19 protein-coding genes and 1 pseudogene are annotated in these 19,393 nt (G+C 66.7%); 14 read left to right on the top strand and 6 right to left on the bottom strand.

Translation table 11 applies throughout. From position 1 onward, the window contains the following. Positions 1–23: 23 nt before the first annotated feature. Genes N536_RS37740 through N536_RS0107805 form a run of 3 tightly spaced genes read right to left on the bottom strand, consistent with a single transcriptional unit; the run spans position 24 to position 2,079 of the window. Positions 24–677, bottom strand: coding sequence for a hypothetical protein (locus tag N536_RS37740; RefSeq protein ID WP_231514450.1), 654 nt, complete (start codon positions 675–677; stop codon positions 24–26). 3 nt (positions 678–680) lie between these two features. Continuing rightward, positions 681–1,367, bottom strand: a complete 687-nt coding sequence (locus tag N536_RS0107810; RefSeq protein WP_029113104.1) for an MspA family porin — start codon at positions 1,365–1,367, stop codon at positions 681–683. A 28-nt stretch (positions 1,368–1,395) separates the two neighbouring features. Continuing rightward, the gene (locus N536_RS0107805; protein ID WP_029113103.1) at positions 1,396–2,079 is read right to left on the bottom strand and encodes an MspA family porin; all 684 of its coding nucleotides are present in this window, start codon (positions 2,077–2,079) and stop codon (positions 1,396–1,398) included. Between the two features lie 504 nt (positions 2,080–2,583). On the opposite strand from N536_RS0107805, the gene N536_RS0107800 reads away from it, so the two are divergent. From N536_RS0107800 to N536_RS0107780, 5 genes are read left to right on the top strand one after another with little or no spacing between them, the layout of a single operon-like run. Continuing rightward, on the top strand, positions 2,584–3,039 hold the full coding sequence (locus tag N536_RS0107800; protein WP_369798393.1) for a hypothetical protein: 456 nt from the start codon (positions 2,584–2,586) through the stop codon (positions 3,037–3,039). Between the two features lies 1 nt (position 3,040). Then, entirely contained in the window at positions 3,041–3,724 is a 684-nt protein-coding gene (locus N536_RS0107795; protein WP_029113101.1) for a sensor domain-containing protein, read from the top strand. Positions 3,725–3,760: 36 nt separating this feature from the next. Continuing rightward, complete coding sequence (locus tag N536_RS0107790; RefSeq protein ID WP_029113100.1) at positions 3,761–4,090, top strand: hypothetical protein; 330 nt, start codon at positions 3,761–3,763, stop codon at positions 4,088–4,090. Positions 4,091–4,129: 39 nt separating this feature from the next. Beyond that, positions 4,130–4,735 carry a TetR/AcrR family transcriptional regulator gene (locus N536_RS0107785; RefSeq protein ID WP_029113099.1) on the top strand — a complete coding sequence of 202 codons (606 nt, stop codon included), beginning with the start codon at positions 4,130–4,132 and terminating at the stop codon, positions 4,733–4,735. A 47-nt stretch (positions 4,736–4,782) separates the two neighbouring features. Next, positions 4,783–6,345, top strand: coding sequence for an NAD(P)/FAD-dependent oxidoreductase (locus N536_RS0107780; RefSeq protein WP_029113098.1), 1,563 nt, complete (start codon positions 4,783–4,785; stop codon positions 6,343–6,345). A 222-nt stretch (positions 6,346–6,567) separates the two neighbouring features. On the opposite strand, the pseudogene N536_RS37735 reads toward N536_RS0107780, so the two are convergent. After that, positions 6,568–7,497, bottom strand: a pseudogene (locus tag N536_RS37735) (cation diffusion facilitator family transporter); the annotation flags it as partial. 6 nt (positions 7,498–7,503) lie between these two features. Next, on the bottom strand, positions 7,504–7,857 hold the full coding sequence (locus N536_RS0107770) for a UBP-type zinc finger domain-containing protein (protein ID WP_029113097.1): 354 nt from the start codon (positions 7,855–7,857) through the stop codon (positions 7,504–7,506). 331 nt (positions 7,858–8,188) lie between these two features. Between N536_RS0107770 and N536_RS0107765 the strand changes: the two genes are divergently transcribed. From N536_RS0107765 to N536_RS0107730, 8 genes are read left to right on the top strand one after another with little or no spacing between them, the layout of a single operon-like run. Next, positions 8,189–8,953, top strand: coding sequence for an ABC transporter permease (locus N536_RS0107765; protein ID WP_029113096.1), 765 nt, complete (start codon positions 8,189–8,191; stop codon positions 8,951–8,953). Further along, complete coding sequence (locus N536_RS0107760) at positions 8,950–9,795, top strand: ABC transporter permease (protein ID WP_029113095.1); 846 nt, start codon at positions 8,950–8,952, stop codon at positions 9,793–9,795. Before N536_RS0107765 ends, N536_RS0107760 begins: the two co-directional genes overlap by 4 nt. Next, positions 9,795–11,084 (top strand): MCE family protein, encoded by a 1,290-nt coding sequence (locus N536_RS37730; protein ID WP_051574315.1) that lies wholly within the window; start codon positions 9,795–9,797, stop codon positions 11,082–11,084. The genes N536_RS0107760 and N536_RS37730 overlap by 1 nt, the downstream gene beginning before the upstream one ends. Next, a complete protein-coding gene (locus N536_RS0107750; RefSeq protein ID WP_029113094.1) occupies positions 11,081–12,109 on the top strand; it encodes an MCE family protein in 1,029 nt (342 codons plus the stop codon). Before N536_RS37730 ends, N536_RS0107750 begins: the two co-directional genes overlap by 4 nt. Beyond that, the gene (locus tag N536_RS0107745) at positions 12,106–13,449 is read left to right on the top strand and encodes an MCE family protein (protein ID WP_029113093.1); all 1,344 of its coding nucleotides are present in this window, start codon (positions 12,106–12,108) and stop codon (positions 13,447–13,449) included. Before N536_RS0107750 ends, N536_RS0107745 begins: the two co-directional genes overlap by 4 nt. 2 nt (positions 13,450–13,451) lie before the next feature. Then, positions 13,452–14,738: an MCE family protein gene (locus tag N536_RS0107740; protein WP_029113092.1), complete on the top strand. Its 1,287-nt coding sequence runs from the start codon at positions 13,452–13,454 to the stop codon at positions 14,736–14,738. Beyond that, positions 14,735–15,856, top strand: coding sequence for an MCE family protein (locus N536_RS0107735; protein WP_029113091.1), 1,122 nt, complete (start codon positions 14,735–14,737; stop codon positions 15,854–15,856). Before N536_RS0107740 ends, N536_RS0107735 begins: the two co-directional genes overlap by 4 nt. Position 15,857: 1 nt before the next feature. After that, on the top strand, positions 15,858–17,327 hold the full coding sequence (locus tag N536_RS0107730; RefSeq protein WP_029113090.1) for an MCE family protein: 1,470 nt from the start codon (positions 15,858–15,860) through the stop codon (positions 17,325–17,327). A 1-nt stretch (position 17,328) separates the two neighbouring features. Here the strand turns inward: N536_RS0107730 and zwf are convergent, their stop codons facing one another. Beyond that, positions 17,329–18,825, bottom strand: coding sequence for a glucose-6-phosphate dehydrogenase (gene zwf / locus N536_RS0107725; protein ID WP_029113089.1), 1,497 nt, complete (start codon positions 18,823–18,825; stop codon positions 17,329–17,331). A gap of 105 nt (positions 18,826–18,930) precedes the next feature. On the opposite strand from zwf, the gene N536_RS0107720 reads away from it, so the two are divergent. Then, the gene (locus tag N536_RS0107720; protein WP_029113088.1) at positions 18,931–19,383 is read left to right on the top strand and encodes an SRPBCC family protein; all 453 of its coding nucleotides are present in this window, start codon (positions 18,931–18,933) and stop codon (positions 19,381–19,383) included. The last annotated feature ends 10 nt before the right edge of the window (positions 19,384–19,393 follow it).

The raw sequence follows: 19,393 nt of genomic DNA, 5'->3' as shown, positions 1-19,393 counted from the left end.
ATGGGCGCGAATGGTTCAGTCGATCAGCCGGGCGGAGGCGGCACGGGTGCCGCCGGATCCGGCAGGAACTGCACCAGTCCCGGCGGGACGTTGGTCCCGGGCGGGGGCGCGGTACCCGGCAGTGGCTCGCCGAGTTGCTCCTGCGGCATCTGGCCGAGCAGGCCGCCCTTCAGGTCGCCTGCGCGGTACAGGTCGATGTAGCGCCCCAGCCATTCCCTGCGGGAGACGTCCGCGTTTTCCTGGCCGGGTGCCACGTCGAACTGAGTGCCCTGGCCGGGCGCCGCAGGCACGTCGTTCAGGGCGCCGGCGCCGTAGGCGTTGTTGAACACGTTCAGGTTCGGTGGTGCCCCCGGACCCGCACCCGGGGCCGAGGGAACCGGGGCCTGCCCCAACACGGACGCCGCATCCAGGCCCGTGACCGCGGGCGCGCCGAGCGCGCCCGGGACGGGGTCCTGTCCGCTTTGCGCCAGCACCCCGAGCCCGCCGGGCCCGAGATTCGTGCCGATTACCGGCACCGTCGGCCCGACTGGAGGCGGCGGTGGCAGCGCGGGATCCGCAGGCAGCGGAATGGGTTCCGGCGCAGGAGGATCCGCAACGGCGGTCGCCGGGAAGGCGACCGCCGCCGCGAGGGCGAGCATGCCGAACGCCGCGACGTGCGCTTTCCTGGCAACCGCCATGCGTCAGACGGCCTTCGTCACGCCGTAGTACGCGACGACGTCATCGGTGTCGGTCGTCGAGCTGGTCAGCGTCGCGTAGGACCGCAGGAAGGACTGTCCGACGCAGCCGTCGACCTTGATGTGGGTGTCCTTCAGCGTGACGCGCACCGGCGCCGCCTTGAAGTCCTTCTTGTCCACCGTCACGGTCGACACGGTGCCCGGCTTGGCGTGGATCTCGATGGTGCCCGAGATCGGGAAGGTGACGCCCGTGGGGACGAGGCCACCGGTGAGCGAGGAGCCCGAGGTGCCGATGCCGACGGAGCCGATCAACCTGACCTGGCCGAGTTCGATGCCGCAGCCGATCTGGTAACCGGCCTCGAGCGTGCCGCCGGCCAGGGACGTCTTGCCCTTGCCGGAGACGGTCCCGGTGAACGTGCCGCCCACCAGATACTCGCGCGACGACACCGCGGTCGTCAGCGGCGCAACGGGCAGCTGGGTCTCGTTGGCGGCGACGACGGTCAGCGTCCAGCCGTCCGGGGTGGTGACGACGCCCGGCTCGGCCGACGCGACGACTCCGTTGTCCGGCGGGGGACCGGCGTCCGCGGCGGGCGCCACCGCGGGATCCGGCGGAGGATCCGCCAGCGCGACGGGCGCGGTCCCGACCGGGATCAGCATGCAGACTGCAGCCAGTGTGGCAAAACGATTCAACATCTCATTCTCTCGTTCGAGGTCGACGTGGTCAGACGGCTTTGGTGACGCCGAGGTACGTGATGACGTCGTCGGTGTTGTCGGTCGAGCTCGTCAGCGTGGCGTACGAGCGGATGAACGACTGACCGGCGCACTGGTCGGTCTTGATGCGGACGCCGGTGATCGTGATCCGCGTCGAGGTGCCCTTGAACTTCTTCTTGTCGATGGCGACGGTCGTGACGGTGCCGGGCTTCAGGTAGACCTTGCCCTGCAGGCTGATGCCGAATGCGCCGGTTGCGTTGCCGGTGAACGGAATTCCGATGCCGGGCGTGAAGCTGGCGCCCGGGTTGATCTCCGTCTCGTCGGAGATGATGCCGCAGCCGATCTGCTCGCCGGCCTCCATCGTTCCGCCGGTCAGCTTGGTCTTGCCGCCGCCGGTGACGGTCCCGGTGAAGGTTCCGGCCACCAGGTATTCGCGCGACGAGATGGCCGTGGTCAACGGTGCGACGGGCAGCTGTGTCTCGTTGCTACCGACGACCGAAAGGTGCCAGCCGTCAGGGGTGTCCAGCACGCCGGGAGGAGCCGACGGAACGGCACCTTCGGGCGGCAGCGGGTTGGTGTCGCCGACCGGCTGCACTGCGGGGTCGGGAGGCGGTGGGTCGGCCAACGCGAGGGGCGCGGTCCCGACCGGGATCGCGATGCAGACAGCTGCCAGCATGGCAAAACGGTTCAACATGGTTGTAATGGCGCCTCTCGTGGTCGGAATCCAAGCGGATCCAACGAATCTGTCGCGTCGGAGCATGTATTGGCTGGGTTGCGAAACGGTGAACGGACGGCGAACGATTCACGCCTCGTTCCCATCGAGTGGGCGTCTGCCGCGATGGTAGTGACAGGGGTCTCACAGAAATGCCGATGCGGGCATGCCTCGGCGCCAAGGGATCTCGAGGTCACGGCGCTTGCGGGAAGTAAGACGTCCACTCGACGGCCGATGGAAACCGGGAGTTCGTGATCCGTTCACCCTTCAGACATGTGGTGGGCTGACGGTTGACGTGCCGAGTGCCTTCTGGACCTGCCGGTGATATTGCGCGAAATCGTTCCGATGACCGGCAGGTCGCCGGTACAGCAAAGCGCGCTTGGGAAACCGACTGACTTGGAGGAACCGTTGAGGCCAGCACGTGTGTGCCAGCGAGCCGTGCTCGCGTCGTTCATCGGCGTGGGGATCGGAATGTCGTGCATTCCAATGGCATCCGCCGATGACGACGTGGCGGCCAATCCCGGATCGCCCGTGCAGGTTCAGGTAGCCGCGGCACCGACGTCCGACGACGCCACACCCGCAGCGGTTGCGGCGTGCGGCCAGTTCGGCGAGGTGTTGGACGGCGCCTCCACGTACTACGGTGACTTCGCCGACGCGTTCGAGGGTTCCAGCTATTCGGACCCCGCCGTCGACACCAGCAATGTGACCGGTCGAACCGCGTTGCGGCAGGGCGCCGCGCTGGCGATGGAAGCGGCGAACACACCGGGCTTGCAGCCGGAGATCGCAAACCCGATGCGGAGTTGGTCCCTCGACGCGACCAAGCTGCTGGTCAAGATGGGGCTGCGCATCCCAGGTGACAGCCTCAACACCACGGCGAACGAGATGAACAACGACGCCACCCTCGCCCAGGAGGCATGCGCCGGCGCGGGAACGCACGCCTAGCGTGAAGAAGCCCTTCGTCGGTGTGCTCGCGCTGAGCTTCGTGCTCTCCGGGTGCGCTGGAGGGGCTGCCGCGGGCGCATCACAGCCGCCGAAGGCGGTCCCCGACACCGCGCTCGACGGTCTGCTGCTCAGCGCCGGCGACGTCAACGGCATCATGGGAACGACCACGATGGCGGCGCATCCGGTGGCCACGCAGATGGGCGATCACCGCAATCTGCTCCCCAACCTCAACTGCCTGGGCGTCTGGCAGGTCAACGAGGCTCCGATCTACGACCCCAGTCACTGGAAGTCGTTGCGCCAACAATTGTTTCGATCACCCGACACCGACCAGTGGGACAGCCTCGCCGTGCAATCCGTCGTCTCGTACCGGACGGCGGACGCGGCACGCGAGTTCTTCGACCAGTCGGCGGACAGGTGGTCGAAGTGCACCAACCACCACGTCAACATCAGGCTCAACGACCAGCCGCTGCCGGCGTGGTTCAGCGGTGATCTGACCAAGTCGGACACCGAGCTGTCGATTCCCTTCACCCGGGGCAGCGGCGACCAGACGAGGTCGTGCCAGCGCGCCCTCGCGATCGCCGCCAACGTGATCCTGGACATCCAGGCATGTAAGCCGCCAGAGCCGACGGCCGTCACCCAGGCCACTGCCATTGCCGAGGAAATCGAGTCGAAACTGCCGAGATGACGGATTCTCCTGCGCGTTCGGAGCATCATCGGAGACATGCGGAAATGGTTCGCGCGAATGCTGCTCGCCGCCGCCGCCGCCGCGGCGGCGGTCGCGTCGGCGCCGGTCGCAGCCGCGGAGCCGGGTGGTGAATCAGCACGTGCGGTCATCGACGACCTGACCGAACAGGGCTACAACGTCGAGATCAACTGGGTCAGCGGTGTCAGCAGCGTCCCGCTCTCGCAGTGCGCGGTCAATGGCATCCACAATCCGGACCACTCCGGCGGTCCACCGACGACCTTCACGACGGTCTATGTCGATGTTTCGTGCCCGAATCACGACGACGGTGACCGGTTCGGCTTCGAAGGCGGTATTGGCATCGGCTAGTTTTGCCCCCGGCATCGACGTGCGGAGTAGGTTACCCACATGGTGCGACCTGCGCAGACCGCGCGCAGCGAGCGAACCCGGGAGGCGCTGCGTCAAGCGGCGTTGGTCCGCTTCCTGGCGCAGGGCGTCGAGGAGACGTCGGCCGAGCAGATCGCTGCCGACGCCGGAGTCTCGCTGCGCACCTTCTACCGGCACTTCACGTCGAAACACGACCTACTGTTCTCCGACTACGACGCGGGCCTGCAGTGGTTCCGGACCGCACTGGCCGACCACACGGGTGACGAACCGCTGATCGAGGCGGTGCACGCGGCCGTGATGTCCGCCCCGTACGACGCCGAGGCCGTGCCGAAGATCGCCGAACTGCGGGCCCGCGAGCTCGAGCCGGGCCGGATCGTCCGGCACATCCGGCAGGTGGAGGCCGACTTCGCCGAGGCGGTCGAGGAATACCTCACCCGCGACGAGCCGCCCGCGCCGGGCACCGACGCGCGGTTGCGGATCACGGTGACCGCCCGCTGCATCGCCGCGGCGGTGTTCGGTGCGATGGAGGTGTGGATGTTGTCCGACGACCGATCGCTGCCCGAGTTGGCGCGGCTGTGCCGAACCGCGTTGGACTCGCTGGCATCGGGGATCGGCGACAAGGCCTGAGTTTCGTCAATATTGACAAAACTTGGGTGGCGTGCCAGCCTCGATTGATGGCGGACTATGACGCGATCGTGATTGGTGCCGGGCACAACGGATTGACCGCTGCCACGCTTCTGCAACGTGCCGGGCTGCGCACGGCGTGTCTGGACTCGAAGCTGTACGCGGGTGGGATGGCGTCGACCGTCGAACTGTTCGACGGCTTCCAATTCGAGATCGCCGGTTCGGTCCAGATTCCGACGGCGGCCGTGGTGAGCCGCGAGCTCGGGCTGGACGAGCTGCCCACCGTCGATCTCGACGTGATGTCGGTATCGCTGCGCGGCGTGGGCGATGAACCCCTCGTCTACTACACCGATCCGATGAAGCTCATGATGCACATCAACGAGGTGCACGGCGCCGAGGCGGTCAACGGGATGGCCGGACTCATGGCGTGGTGTCAGGCGCCCACCCGGGCGCTCGGACGGTTCGACGCGGGCCAACCACCGAAGTCGATCGACGAGATGTATGCCTGTGCGACAAACGAATTCGAGCGGTCAACGATTACCGACATGCTGTTCGGGTCGGTCACCGACGTGCTTGACCGCTATCTACCCGACAAGGAGAAGCACGGAGCCCTGCGGGGGATGCTCTCGCTGCTGGCGGTCAACACGACGTACCGCGGGCCTGCGACCCCTGGCACCGCGGCGGCATTGGCCTACGGATTCGCCGTCCCTGACGAGAACGCGCTGCTGGTCAAGAAACTACGAGGTGGCATCGGCGCCTTGACATCCCACCTCTGTGAGGAGTTCACGTCGAAGGGGGGAGAGCTGCGGCTGCGGGCCAAGGTGGAGGAGATCCTCGTCTCCGACGGCCGGGTGAGCGGTGTCCGGCTCGAGGACGGTTCGACCATCACCGCGCCCATCGTCGTCTCCGCGGTGGCACCGGACTTCACGCTCACCCAGCTGCTGGCTCCGGCCGCGGTGCCGAACGACGTCCGCGAGCGGTTCTCCCGCATCGACCATCGGGGCAGCTATCTGCAGATGCACTTCGCACTCGACGGCATCCCCGAGTTCGCGGCGCCCTACGAAATCCTCAACGACCCAGGCATGCAATCGAACATCGGAATCTTCAGCACTCCCGAAGAGCTGCAACGGCAATGGGAGGACTGCCGGCGTGGCATCGTGCCGGCCGATCCGGCGATCGCGTTGCAGATCCCGTCGGTCAACGATCCCGGCCTTGCGCCCCCGGGCAAGCATGCGGCTTCGGCGTTCTCGCTGTGGTTTCCGGTGGAGGAGTCCCAATCGAGCTACGGCGAGATGAAGGTCGAGATGGGCCGCCGCGTCATCGAGAAGATCACCCGACTCGCCCCGAACTTCGAAGAGCTGATCATCCGCCACACGACGTTCACCCCGAAGCACATGGGCACCATGTTCGGCGCTCCCGGCGGCGACTACTGCCACGGACTGATCCATCCCGACCAGATCGGCATCAATCGACCCGGACCGAAGGGGTATGTCGACCAACCGATTCCGATCGAGGGTCTGTATCTCGGCAGCGCCGGCTGTCACGGCGGGCCGGGCATCACCTTCGTGCCGGGTTACAACGCGGCGCAACAGGCGCTGGCCGACGCGCGCTAAATCCCTCGCCCACTGTCGGCGGGGAGGGAAGCGGCGACCGGGGCGCTACTGCGTCTGGTCGCCCTCGTCGGCAGGGCCTTCCGCGGTCGCGCCGCCCTCGTCGGTCCAGTCCGACCTGTCCTCGGTGCCCTTGGCCGGATCGCTCTGCACGTCGTTGCCCTCGTCGGGCCCGGAGTCCGACTCGGTGGTCTCGGGTGGTCGTTTACCGCTCACGGGCGGAGTTATACCCGGTTCGTCGGGTTCGGAAACCGTCAGGACGGCCTCGGCGACGTACGGATCCTCTTCGAGCCGATGCTCCAAGGTTCGCAGCGTCCGCGCCACGGACGACTCCACGCTGTCACCCACCAGGTCGACGCTCGCGATGACGAAAAGCCGCTTGGACCCGATGAATTCGGGACGAAGAAAGCGCACCGCGGCAACCTCGGGGAACTCACTCAGGCGCGCGACGAGCGCATCGTGGATTCGTGGGGAGCCCGGCTCGCCGGTGAGGAAAAGCCGGTTGCGGTCGATGAGGACGACCGCCACCACGCCGAGCAGGACCCCGACCAGAATGGAACCGGCAGCGTCCCATTGCACGTCACCGGTGAGCTCGTGCAGCAGGATGCCGAGAAAGGCGATGACGATGCCGACCAGCGCCGCGCTGTCCTCGGCGAACACGGCGCGAACCGTCGGGTCCGACGTCTGAAGGGCGTAGTCGAGCACGTCGCTCTCGAATTTGCGTGCGTCACCGCGGAGTTGGCGGACGGCTTGCAGCAGCGACATGCCCTCGAGGACGAAGGCGATCGCCAGCACGACGTACGCCAGCCGGTAGTCCTCACCGCCCTCGGCGCCGTGCAGCAATTCGGTGACACCCCGCCAAATCGAGACGGCGGCACCGACGACGAACAGGCCGACGGCGGCAAGCAGTGACCACACGTAGACCTCGCGGCCGTAGCCCAGGGGACGTCGCTCGTCGGCGGCCCGATCTCCCCGCCGATTGGCGATCAGGAGAAAGACCTCGTTGCCGGCATCCGCCCAGGAGTGCGCCGCTTCCGCGCTCATCGACGCCGAACCGGACACTACGGCGGCGGCCGTCTTCGCCACGGCGATCGCGAGATTCGCGCCGAAGGCAACCAGTACCGTGAGCGTGCTTTCACCGCCGGCCTTCACCACGGCGGCTCAACCATCCCGGTGCTGTAGCTGCTCCATCCAGTCACCAGGCACCCGCTCACGCGGGCCAGGAACGGTCTGATCGACCGGATGATTCTGCGGCGCAGCCAGTTCCGGGCCGTCGTAGTACTGGTTGGACTCGTAGTTCCAGAACCAGTCCTCCCCGGGCTCGAATGACCGGATGATCGGATGACCCGTCTCGCGCCAGTGCGCCGCGGCGTGCCGGGCCAGTGAGTCGTCGCAACAGCCGACGTGTCCGCACGCCGCGCATCGCCGCAGGTGCACCCACCACCCGTCGACCGCATCGCACTCGACGCAACCCGTACCGCTCGGCGGGACCGCCGGGTCCACTGCATCGCTCATGCGGCCCAGCCTATCGGCGCGGCCGTGCACGCGTTCGCGACCCTTTGACTCGGCGAAATCCGATCAGGGTGAGCAAAAGTGATCATGACGCGGCAACCAGCGATTTCGTTAATTGACGTGCGCTTTTGCTGCTATCTGCCTTTGACGGGCAACCTGCGTTCTCTTAGCGTCCGGCGCAACGCGACGACGATGGGACTGCACGTGGGATCGGCACTGGAGCATGCACTCGGCGCGGCAGTGACGCCGTTGCCGCGGCAGCTCCCTGAGTCCCACGTGCACGCAATCCGACGAAGTAGCTGACCCGGATGCGGCAATCATTCGGCGGTCGCCCGTGACCGGGACCGCTTGGGCCAAACCAGCTTTGGCGATGGGCGACTTCGTGGTCCTCGTCGGCGAGACCTTCACCGCATCGTTTCGTCGTCCCTTCGCGTGGCGTGAGCTACTCGACCAGATCTGGTTCGTGGCAAGAGTGTCGATCGTCCCGACCCTGGTGTTGTCCATCCCCTACACCGTCCTCATCGTCTTCACCTTGAACATCGTGCTGATCGAAGTCGGTGCGGGTGATCTGTCGGGTGCCGGCGCAGCGCTCGCGTCCGTCACCCAGGTGGGCCCCGTGGTCACCGCCATCGTCGTCTCCGGCGCGGGTGCCACCGCGATGTGCGCCGATCTGGGCGCGCGGACCATTCGCGAGGAGATCGACGCCATGAGGGTCATCGGCGTCAACCCCATCCAGGCGCTCGTCGTCCCACGGGTGATCGCGGCGACGTTCGTCGCGCTGATGCTGTATTCGGTGGTGGCCGTCGTCGGACTGACGGGAAGCTACTTCTTCGTCGTCTACGTTCAGGACGTCACGCCGGGAGCATTCGCCGCGGGTCTGACGTTGTTGACGGGGTTGCCACAGGTCATCGTCTCCCTCGTCAAGGCGCTGCTTTTCGGTCTTTCGGCGGGCCTGATCGCCTGCTACAAAGGACTTTCCGTTGGCGGCGGTCCGACGGCGGTGGGCAACGCGGTGAACGAAACCGTCGTGTTCGCGTTCATGGCGCTGTTCCTCATCAACATCCTGGCGACGGCGTTCGGTGTGAAGGTGGCGCCGTGAGCGAGCGTGCGAGCGAACCACGGGCACTGAGCGAGCGTGCGAGCGTCGTCGACCGCACCCGCAAACTAGGGGAGCAGACCGCGTTCTACGGGCAGGCGCTGGCGTCCACCGGTGACGCGGTGCGCCGCTACCCGGGCGAGGTGCTGCGACTCCTCGCGACCATGGGCCTCGGCACCGGCGCGTTGGCCGTCATCGGTGGCACGGTCGTCATCGTCGGCTTCCTCACCCTGTCCACCGGCGCGCTGATCGCCGTGCAGGGCTACAACACCCTGTCCAACGTCGGGATCGAAGCGCTCACCGGATTCCTCGGCGCCTTCCTCAACGTCCGCTTCATCGCACCCGCGACGGCGGGCGTTGCGCTTGCCGCGACCATCGGCGCGGGCGCCACCGCGCAGCTCGGCGCCATGCGCATCAACGAGGAGATCGACGCGCTGGAGGTGATGGGCATCCGGGCCGTCACCTATCTGGCGTCCACCCGCATCGTGGCGGGAATCCTGGCCGTCGTCCCGATCTACACCGTCGCCGTGCTGATGTCGTTCCTCGCGACGCGCTTCGGCACGACGGTCGTCTACGGGCAGTCGCGAGGCGTCTACGACCACTACTTCTCCACGTTCCTGCAACCGACGGACCTGCTCTGGTCCTTCGCGGAGGCATTGGCGATGGCCGCCGCGGTGATGGCGGTCCACACCTACTACGGATTCACCGCAACCGGCGGCCCGGCCGGCGTCGGCGAAGCGGTCGGGCGTGCGGTGCGCACGTCGATCACCGCGGGCGTCTTCATCCTGTTGACCATCACGCTGTCCGTCTACGGGCAGTCCGGCAACTTCCATCTGTCGGGCTGATGAGTACCGTCTTACGTCGGCGCGGTGGGATCGACCCAATCTGGTTCGCGCCTGTCCTGTTCCTCGTGGTCATCGCGCTGAGCGCGCTGACCGCAGTGCTGTTCTCCGGCGCCGCAAGGTCATTCGAGACGCTCACCTTGGTGTCCGACCGGGCCGGCCTGGTGATGGAGAACGGCGCCAAGGTGAAGTTGCGCGGTGTCCAGATCGGCGAGGTGCAATCCATCACCGCCGACGCCAGTGCCGTGGACGCCGATGACGCGAAGCTCACGCTGAAGATCTATCCGGGCGACTTCCAGTACTTGCCGAGCGACGTCGAAGCGGAGATCAAGTCCAGCACCGCATTCGGCGCCAAGTACGTCAACCTGGTGGTGCCCGCAGGCGGGGGAACTTCCCAGCCGCTGAAACCGGGCGCGGTGCTGCAGTCGCGCAACGTCACCGTCGAAGTCAACACCGTGTTCCAGAACCTGCAGTCGGTCGTACAGGCCGTCGACCCGGCGAAGCTCAACTCGGTGCTGTCGGCCGTCGCGGAAGCGGTGCGCGGCAAGGGAGACGTCATCGGCCACGCCATCACCGACGCGAACGAAGTGTTGCTGGCCGTCAATCCGCGGATGCCGACGGTGCGACAGGACTGGCAGCTGTTCGGACAGACGGCGCAGGCGTATTCGGATGCGGCGCAGAACATCGTCTCGGTCCTCGATTCGTTTTCCACGACCAGCACAACGATCACCAGCCATGCCGACGCCCTCGACCACGCGCTGTTGTCCGCGGCCGGCTTCGCCCAGTCGGGCATCGACGTGCTCGGCGGCAACCAGCCGAACTTGGTGCGCGCCATGAACCTCCTGGACCCGACGACCGCGTTGTTGATGAAGTACTCGCCGACCTACACCTGCCTGTTCCAGGGTGCGCAGTGGTTCCTGGAACACGGCGGGCGAGACGCGCTGGGCGGCAACGGTAAATCGGTGATCATGGACGCGGCGCTGCTGGTAGGCGATGATCCGTACCGATACCCCGACAACCTGCCCCTGGTCAACGCCACCGGCGGACCCGGCGGCAAACCGAGTTGCGGCTCGCTGCCCGACGTGAGCAAGAACTTCCCGGTGAAGTATCTCGTCACCGACACCGGATTCGGCACCGGTCTGGACGTCCGACCCAACCCTGGCATCGGCTTCCCTGGCTTCGCCAACTACTTCCCCGCCACCAAGGGAATCCCGGAGCCGCCGAAGATCCGCTATCCGGGCGGCCCGGCGCCCGGCCCGTTGCCGCCCCCGCCGAACGAGGGACCGCCATGAGAACCGGCGGCAGAGGCACCGTCACGCGGGTGGCGTTGTTCACCGCGGTGTGCCTCGTCTTCGTCTTCGCGCTGGTGACCGTCTTCGGGCAGTTCCGATTCGACTCGCGCATCACCTACAGCGCGGTGTTCACCAACGTCTCCGGGCTCAAGGGCGGAAACTTCGTCCGGATCGCCGGCGTCGAGGTCGGCAAGGTCGAGGACATGACCCTGAACAAGGACGGCACCGTGACGGTGGTGTTCGACATCGACGAGGGTCTACCGCTGACGGACGGCACCAGGGCTGCCGTGCGATACGAGAACATCATCGGCGACCGATATCTGGCACTCGAAGACGGGCCGGGATCGGTGCGGAAACTTCAACCGGGGCAGACGATCCCGCTGGCGCGCACGTCTCCGGCGCTCGACGTCGACGCTCTCATCGGCGGGTTCAGGCCGTTGTTCCGGGCACTGGATCCCGACCAGGTGAACGCGCTGAGCGGGGAACTGCTGCAGGTGTTCCAGGGACAGGGCGGCACGATCTCCTCGGTACTGGCCCAAACCTCGGCGCTGACGACGACGCTGGCCGGTCGCGATCAACTCATCGGGCAGGTGATCACCAACCTCAACACCGTGCTCGGCACCTTCGCGGCGCGTGACGATCAGTTCGCCGAAGGCTTGGACAAGCTCTCCGACCTCGTTCAGGGGCTCTCCGATCGCAGAACCGACATCGCCACCGGCGTGGCGCACATCAACGGCGCGGCAGCCACCGTCGCCGACCTCTTGACCGACGCCCGGCAACCCATCAAGGAGGCGGTGGTGCAGACCGACCGGGTCGCCGGGCAGATCGAGGCGGACCACGACTACGTCGACGATCTGGTCAAGACCCTTCCCGACGCCTACCAGGTGCTGGCCCGGCAGGGCCTGTACGGCGACTACTTCGGCTTCTACCTCTGCGACGCCATCCTCAAGCTCAACGGCAAGGGTGGTCAGCCCGTGTTCGTCAAGGTCGCCGGACAAGACACGGGGCGGTGCACACCCAAATGACAAGACCATCAATCGAGTTCAAGCGGCCGAAGATCAAACCGCTGGCCGAGCGCAACCGGCTCGCCGTCGGGCTGGTCGGCATCGCACTCCTCGTCGGCGTGGTCATCGCCTCCTTCTCCTACGACCGGATTCCGTTCATCAAGGGCACCGGAGACTACGCCGCCTACTTCGCGGAGGCCGGTGGCATCAAGACCGACAGCGACGTGCGGGTGTCCGGCATGTCCGTCGGTAGAGTCTCGGCGATCCATCTCGAGGGCACCCAGGTGCGGGTGGACTTCACGGTGCGCGACGGCGTCGACCTCGGCGACCGCACCGAAGCCGCGATCAAGACCGAGACCGTGCTCGGGACCAAGATGCTCGAGCTGACTCCACGCGGAGACGGACGGCTCACCGGCCCCATCCCGATCGAGCGGACCACGTCTCCCTACGACTTGCCCAGCGCCCTCGGCGATCTGACCACGACCATCAGCGGGCTCGACACGACCCAACTGTCCGCGTCGCTGACGACGTTGGCGCAGACCTTCGAGAACACGCCGCCGGACGTGAAGGTCGCACTCGAGGGCGTCGCCCGATTCTCCGACACCCTGAACACCCGCGACGCGCAGCTGCGCAATCTACTGGCGAACGCCAACAAGGTGACGGGCGTGCTCGCGAAGCGCAGCGATCAGATCGCCGCCCTGGTGGTCAACGCGAACGCCCTGCTGAGGGAACTACTCGCGCAACGTAGTTCCGTCGACGCGTTGATGAACGACCTGACCGCGGTGTCGCACCAGTTGTCCGGATTGGTCGCCGACAACCGGACGCAACTCAGGCCCGCACTCGACAAGCTCAACGGCGTGCTCGGCATCCTCGATAACCGCAAACGGGAACTGCAGAAGACATTGGGGCTGCTGCGGCGGTACGCGATGTCGTTCGGCGAAGTGCTCGGCGCGGGACCGTTCTTCAAGGCTTCGGTGGTCAACCTCGTGCCGGGTCAGTTCAGTCAACCGTTCATCGACGCCGCCTTCTCGGATCTGGGCCTCGATCCCAACGTGCTGTTGCCCTCACAGCTGGTCGATCCGCCCGTCGGCCAGGCCGGAACCCCTGCGCTGCCGGTCCCGTTTCCCCGCACGGGTCAGGGCGGTGACCCAAATCTGACACTGCCCGAGGCGATTACGGGCAATGCCGATCCCAACCTGCCGGAGCAGTTCCCCGGTCGCTACCCCCACCGCGAGCCGCTGCCCGCGCCGCCGGCGGGAGGTCCGCCGCCCGGACCGCCCGCCGACGTGAAACCCGAGCAGAAGGAACCTCCGGTCTACGTGCCGTTCCCCGTCACACCGCCAGGGGAAGGGGGTCAGTGACCGTGTCGATCAACACCCGCGTGGTCCGCGCCGCGACCGGCACGGCACTGGTGGTCATCCTGGCCGTCGCCCTCACGGTGGTGGCCACGCCCTGGTGGAAGGGAGTCACCCAGAACACCTTCGTCGCCTACTTCGCCAACACCAACGGTCTGTACACCGGCGACGAGGTCCGCATCCTCGGCGTCGCCGTCGGCACGGTGGACAAGATCGAGCCGCAGCCGAATACCAGCAAGGTGACCTTCTCGGTCGACTCGCAGTACCCCGTGCCGTCCGACGTCAAGGCCGCAATATTGTCGCCGTCCCTGGTCAGCGCACGCGCCATCCAACTCGTTCCCGCGTACGCGGGAGGCCCGAAACTCGCAGCGGGCGCGACTATTCCGCAGGACCGCACGGCAGTCCCCGTCGAGTGGGACGACTTCCGACAGCAGCTCGAGAAGCTGACCGACTCGTTGCAACCCGCGACGCCGGGCGGTCCGAGTGCCGTCGGCGAGTTCATCGGCACCGCTGCGGCCAACCTGCGCGGACAGGGTGACACGGCGCACGACACGGTCGTCAAGCTGTCCCAGGCGGTTTCGGTGCTTGGCGACCACAGCGCCGACATCTTCAGCACGGTCCGCAACCTCCAGTTGCTGGTGTCGGCGTTGACGTCGAGCAGCGATCTGCTCGCCGCGTTCAACGTCAACCTCGCCGACGTCACCACGGTGCTGTCCAACACGCCCAACGAAGTCGCCGACGCGACACAGGGTCTGGACGGCGCGGTGACCGACCTGCGCGGGTTCCTCGCCGACAACCGCGAGGGCATCGGCGTCACCGTCGACCGGCTCAACGCGATCACCACGGCGCTCAACGACAGCCGAGGCGACGTCAAACAGGTATTGCACATCACGCCGACGGTGTTCCAGAACTTCATGAACATCTATCAGCCCGCCCAGAGCGCGGTCACGGGCATACTCGCGCCCGTCAACTTCGCCAACACCGTCCAATTCATCTGCAGCGCAATCCAGGCCGCCTCCCGCGAGGGTTACCAGGACTCGTCGAAGTTGTGTGTCCAGTATCTCGCGCCGATCATCAAGAACCGGCAGTACAACTACCTCCCGCTCGGCGTCAACCCGTTCGTGGGTGCCGCGGCACGGCCCAACGAGATCACCTACAGCGAGGACCGGCTCAACCCCCACCCAGCGCCGGCGGTGGACGCCGCACCACTGCCCGCCGAAGCGCCCGCCATCGGCACCCCTACCGACCCGGAGCAGGGTCTGAGCGGGATCATGGTGCCCGGAGGTCCACCGTGAGGCGGCGGCTGGCGGCGGTCCTCGTCGTCGCGTGTGCGTTGACCGTTGCGGGCTGCCAGTGGCGGGGGCTGAACTCGCTGAGTCTGCCGGGGACCGCGGGCGGCGGCGACGGTTCCTACACGATCCAGGCGCAACTGCCCGACGTCGTCGTCATCCAGCAGAACACCCGGGTGCGGGTCGCCGACGTGAACGTCGGCAACGTCACGAACATCGAAGTGCAGGACTGGCATGCGTTGGTGACGATGAAGATCGATGGCAACGTGCACCTTCCGGCGAACAGCACCGCGAAGGTCGGGCAGACCAGCCTGCTGGGGTCCATGCACATTGAACTTGCGCCGCCCACCGACCAGCCACCCCAGGGCGCGCTGCACGACGGTTCGGTGATCGGGTTGTCGTCCGCAAGCACGTATCCGACCACCGAACAGACACTGGCCTCGGTGTCGATCCTGCTCAACGGCGGCGGGCTGGCTCAGCTGCAGGAGATCAACCAGGCGTTCGCAAGCGCGCTGGCCGGTCGCGAGAACGACATGCGCAGTCTCCTCACCCAACTCGACACGTTCACCGCCCAGCTCAACGATCAGACCGACGACATCATCACCGCCACCGAGCGGCTGGACTCGCTGGCAGGCCAGGTGGCCGCGAACGACGAAACGGTGGACAGGGCGCTCACCACGATCCCGCAAGCGCTTGGCGTGCTGGCGGATTCACGCACCAAGCTGGCCGACGCCATCGATGCGCTCGGCAAGTTCAGCGCCATCGCCAACTCCACGGTCATCCAGACCAAGGAATCGCTGATCGACAATCTGCGCAGCATTGCACCGGTATTCCGCGAGCTTGCCAATGCCGGCCCGGCACTGACGAGGGGCCTGGACTTCCTGTCGACGTATCCCTGGGTGAAGAGCACCGTCGCCAACTGGTTCCGCGGTGACTTCGCCAACATCACGCTCGTCATCGACTTGACCTTGAGCCGGCTGGACAGCGGCCTGTTCACGGGCACGCGTTGGGAGGGCGATCTCACCGAACTCGAAATGCAGTGGGGCCGCACGATCGGCCAGATGCCCAGCCCGTATACCGCGGGCAACCCGCTCATCGCGCCATACCACTGGGGAGCGTACTGACGTGCTGCGGCTTTCCCGTGCGGTGTGGACGCAGTTGGCGATCCTCGGCGCGATCACGGTCAGCGCCTGCGGGGTAATGGCATTCGGCTTCGTCAACGTCCCTGCATTGCTCGGCGTCGGCCGGTACACGGTGACCGTCGACCTGCCCGCCACCGGCGGGCTCTACCCGACGTCCGTGGTGACCTACCGGGGGACCGAGATCGGCAGGGTCAAGTCGGTCGACGTGACGCACGACGGCGTCCGTGCCGTGCTGACGCTGAACTCGGACACCGAGATTCCGTCGGACGTCACCGCGGCCGTGCACAGCCGCTCCGCGGTAGGCGAACAGTTCCTGGAGTTGACGCCGACGACGGCCGCCGGTGCCGCGCCGCTGCGCGACGGCGACGTGATACCCGTGGGCAAGGTCCAGATCCCGGCCGACATCGGCACCCTGCTCGACACGACCAACACCGCGCTGAAAGCGATCCCGCAGGACGATCTGAAGACGGTCGTCGACGAAGCGAGCAAGGCCGTCGCCGGGCTGGGGCCGCAGTTGGCGCACATCGTCGACGGATCCACGGCGCTGGCGATCGAGGCGGCCAAGGCGAAGGATCCGCTCGTTCGGCTGATCGACCAGTCCCCGCCGGTGCTGAACTCCCAAGCGCAGACTGCGGATTCGATTGCAACGTGGGCGCAGCACATGGCGTCGATCACCGGCCAGTTCGCGGCGCAGGACGCCGCCGTCGGCGATCTGCTCAACCAGGCCGGCCCCGCGCTCGACGAGGGCAAGGCGGCGTTCGACCGGGTGGCTCCCGCCCTGCCGGTCTTGCTGGCCAACATGGTGAGCCTCGGCGAGATCGCGGTGACCTACCGCTCCGACATCGAGCAACTGCTGGTGCTCTTCCCGCAGGGAACGGCCGTCATGTCGGCGATCGCGCTCCCGAACGCGGACACCAAGCAGGCGTACAAGGGCATCTACCTCGACTTCAATCTCAACCTCAACCTGCCGCCACCGTGCAACACCGGGTTCCTGCCCGTACAGCAGCAGCGCTCGCCGTCGGACACCGATGCGCCTGACCGGACCACCGGTGAGTTGTACTGCCGGGTTCCGCAGGACTCATCACTGAATGTTCGTGGGGTACGCAACATTCCGTGTGAAAGCGATCCCGCGAAGCGGGCGCCGACCGTCGAACTCTGCGAAAGCGGTGAGCAGTACGTCCCGCTCAACGACGGCAACAACTGGAAGGGCGACCCCAACGCGACGCTCTCCGGCCAGGGCGTTCCGCAGTTCCCGCCTGGGGTGGCGTGGCCCGGCCCGGCCGCGTCAGCCGGTCCGCCTCCTCCCGCTGCCGCGGCGCCCACGCCGGTGGCCTTCGTGCCCTACGATCCGGCCACCGGCGACTACATCGGCCCCGACGGCAGGCGTTACACCCAGGGCGATTTGGCACACCCGGGCAACCAGACGTGGCAGTCGATGCTGACGCCGGGCTGAGCTACTTCTTCTCCCGCCACGCCCGCTCGAACGGCAACCGCCACGCGTTCGGCGCGATCAGCTGATGAATCGCGTTGGGGCCCCACGTTCCTTGCGGATACAGCTTCACCGGCGGAGGGTCGTCGAGCAGCTGTACCGAACGCTCCCACAATGATTCGATGCCCTCGGCGGTGGTGAACAACGTGTGGTCACCGCGCATTGCGTCGAGGATCAGCCGTTCGTAGGCCTCCAGCACGTCACCCAATTGGGCGGTCTCCTGCGTGGAGAACTGCATGGACATCTTGTCGAGCTTCATGCCAGGGCCGGGCCGCTTGCCGTAGAAGGACAGCGACACCTTGGACGCGTCGGCCAGGTCGAACGTCAGGTGGTCCGGTCCCTGGGAGCCGACGCCCGAGCCGGCGGGGAACATCGTGCGCGGCGCCTCCCTGAAGGCGATCGAGATGATCCGCATGCCTTCGGCCATCTTCTTGCCGGTGCGTAGGTAGATCGGGACGCCCGCCCACCGCCAGTTGTCGATGCCGACCTTGAGTGCGATGAACGTCTCGGTGTCGGAGTCCCGTGCCACCCCTTCCTCGTCCCGATACCCGGCGTACTGGCCGCGCACGACGTCATTGGAGTGGACCGGCAGCATCGAGCGGAAGACCTTGTTCTTCTCCTCGCTGATGGCGCGCGGTTCCAGGGCGGTCGGCGGTTCCATCACGACGAACGCCATGACCTGGAACAGGTGGGTGACCACCATGTCCTTGAAGGCGCCGGTGCTCTCGTAGAAGTTGGCCCGTTGGTCCAGGCCGAGCGTCTCGGGGATGTCGATCTGGATGTGGTCGATGAAGTTGCGGTTCCAGATCGGCTCGAAGAGCCCGTTGGCGAACCTGAACGCCAGGATGTTCTGCGCCGCCTCCTTGCCGAGGAAGTGGTCGATGCGGAAGATCTGCCGCTCGCGGAAGGTCTGGTGCACGAAGTCGTTGAGCTCGATGGCGCTGGCCAGGTCGGTGCCGAACGGCTTCTCCATCACCACCCGGGAGCGCTCCACCAGCTTGGCCTCCTTGAGCATGGTGATGACGGCCCTGGCGGCCTTCGGCGGAACCGAAAGGTAGTGCAGTCGTTGGACATCCTGACCGAGCTCGGCCTCGGCGTCGGCCACGGCTTCGGCCAACGCCTCGGGACCCGCGCTTTGCGGCACGTAGGAGATCCGGCTGGCGAACGCGGTCCACTGCTCGTCGGTCAGCTCGTGGTTGCCGAACGCGTTGACGGCCTCCTTGGTCAACGCGCGGAACTCCTCGTCGGTGAGGTCCTCCAACGACGTGCCGACCACCCGGATCTTCGGCGCCAGAGCGGATTGCACCAGGTACGCCATACCCGGCAGGAGCTTGCGTTTCGCAAGGTCGCCGGTGGCTCCGAACAGGACGATGACATGCGGTGCCAGGGCTGCGTCTTCGCGTCGGAGGGGGCGGGCGCCTGGCGCGGGGTAGGCGATGGTCTGCGGATTCTCGGTGGCCACGTCGGTGATGTTCCCACTGTCAGGTGAACGGCGCAGCAGACCGCCGAATGACGTTCGGGTGTCGAAACCGCGCACGACCCACCGGCCGCTGGCTACTGTCGCGGCATGGCAACCAGCGACTCCCGCGAAGTAGTGATCGAAGCAACGCCCGAGGAGATCCTCGACGTCATAGCGGACGTCGAGGCGACCCCGACCTGGTCTCCGCAGTACCAAAGCGCCGAGATCCTCGAGAGCTACCCCGACGGGCGGCCCAAGCAGGTCAAGATGGTCGTGAAGGCAGCGGGCCTGACCGACGAGCAGGTCATCGAGTACACCTGGACCGACAACAAGGTGAGCTGGACGCTGGTGTCGGCAGGCCAGCTGAAGGCGCAGGACGCGAGCTACACGCTGACGCCCATGGGGGACACGGACCCCGAAAAAACAAAGGTGAAGTTCGACATGGCCATCGACCTGTCGGTGCCGCTGCCCAGTTTCATCCTGAAGCGGACGATGAAGGGCGGGATGGAGACCGCCACGGACGGGCTGCGCAAGCAGGTGCTCAAGGTGAAGAAGGGCTGACGGCACCCGA

Origin of the sequence: Mycobacterium sp. URHB0044, assembly GCF_000620625.1 — a bacterium.
GTDB lineage: Bacteria > Actinomycetota > Actinomycetes > Mycobacteriales > Mycobacteriaceae > Mycobacterium.
Note: the sequence above shows the minus strand (reverse complement) of the source record. Positions and strands in the feature narration are given on the sequence as shown.

What these genes read in the sequence shown, in the direction of transcription:
- N536_RS37740 (WP_231514450.1), bottom strand. Translation starts at nt 677, where the DNA reads ATGGCGGTTGCCAGGAAAGCGCACGTCGCGGCGTTCGGCATGCTCGCC.
- N536_RS0107810 (WP_029113104.1), bottom strand. Translation starts at nt 1,367, where the DNA reads ATGTTGAATCGTTTTGCCACACTGGCTGCAGTCTGCATGCTGATCCCG.
- N536_RS0107805 (WP_029113103.1), bottom strand. Translation starts at nt 2,079, where the DNA reads ATGTTGAACCGTTTTGCCATGCTGGCAGCTGTCTGCATCGCGATCCCG.
- N536_RS0107800 (WP_369798393.1), top strand. Translation starts at nt 2,584, where the DNA reads ATGGCATCCGCCGATGACGACGTGGCGGCCAATCCCGGATCGCCCGTG.
- N536_RS0107790 (WP_029113100.1), top strand. Translation starts at nt 3,761, where the DNA reads ATGCGGAAATGGTTCGCGCGAATGCTGCTCGCCGCCGCCGCCGCCGCG.
- N536_RS0107785 (WP_029113099.1), top strand. Translation starts at nt 4,130, where the DNA reads ATGGTGCGACCTGCGCAGACCGCGCGCAGCGAGCGAACCCGGGAGGCG.
- N536_RS0107780 (WP_029113098.1), top strand. Translation starts at nt 4,783, where the DNA reads ATGGCGGACTATGACGCGATCGTGATTGGTGCCGGGCACAACGGATTG.
- N536_RS0107770 (WP_029113097.1), bottom strand. Translation starts at nt 7,857, where the DNA reads ATGAGCGATGCAGTGGACCCGGCGGTCCCGCCGAGCGGTACGGGTTGC.
- N536_RS37730 (WP_051574315.1), top strand. Translation starts at nt 9,795, where the DNA reads ATGAGTACCGTCTTACGTCGGCGCGGTGGGATCGACCCAATCTGGTTC.
- N536_RS0107750 (WP_029113094.1), top strand. Translation starts at nt 11,081, where the DNA reads ATGAGAACCGGCGGCAGAGGCACCGTCACGCGGGTGGCGTTGTTCACC.
- N536_RS0107745 (WP_029113093.1), top strand. Translation starts at nt 12,106, where the DNA reads ATGACAAGACCATCAATCGAGTTCAAGCGGCCGAAGATCAAACCGCTG.
- N536_RS0107720 (WP_029113088.1), top strand. Translation starts at nt 18,931, where the DNA reads ATGGCAACCAGCGACTCCCGCGAAGTAGTGATCGAAGCAACGCCCGAG.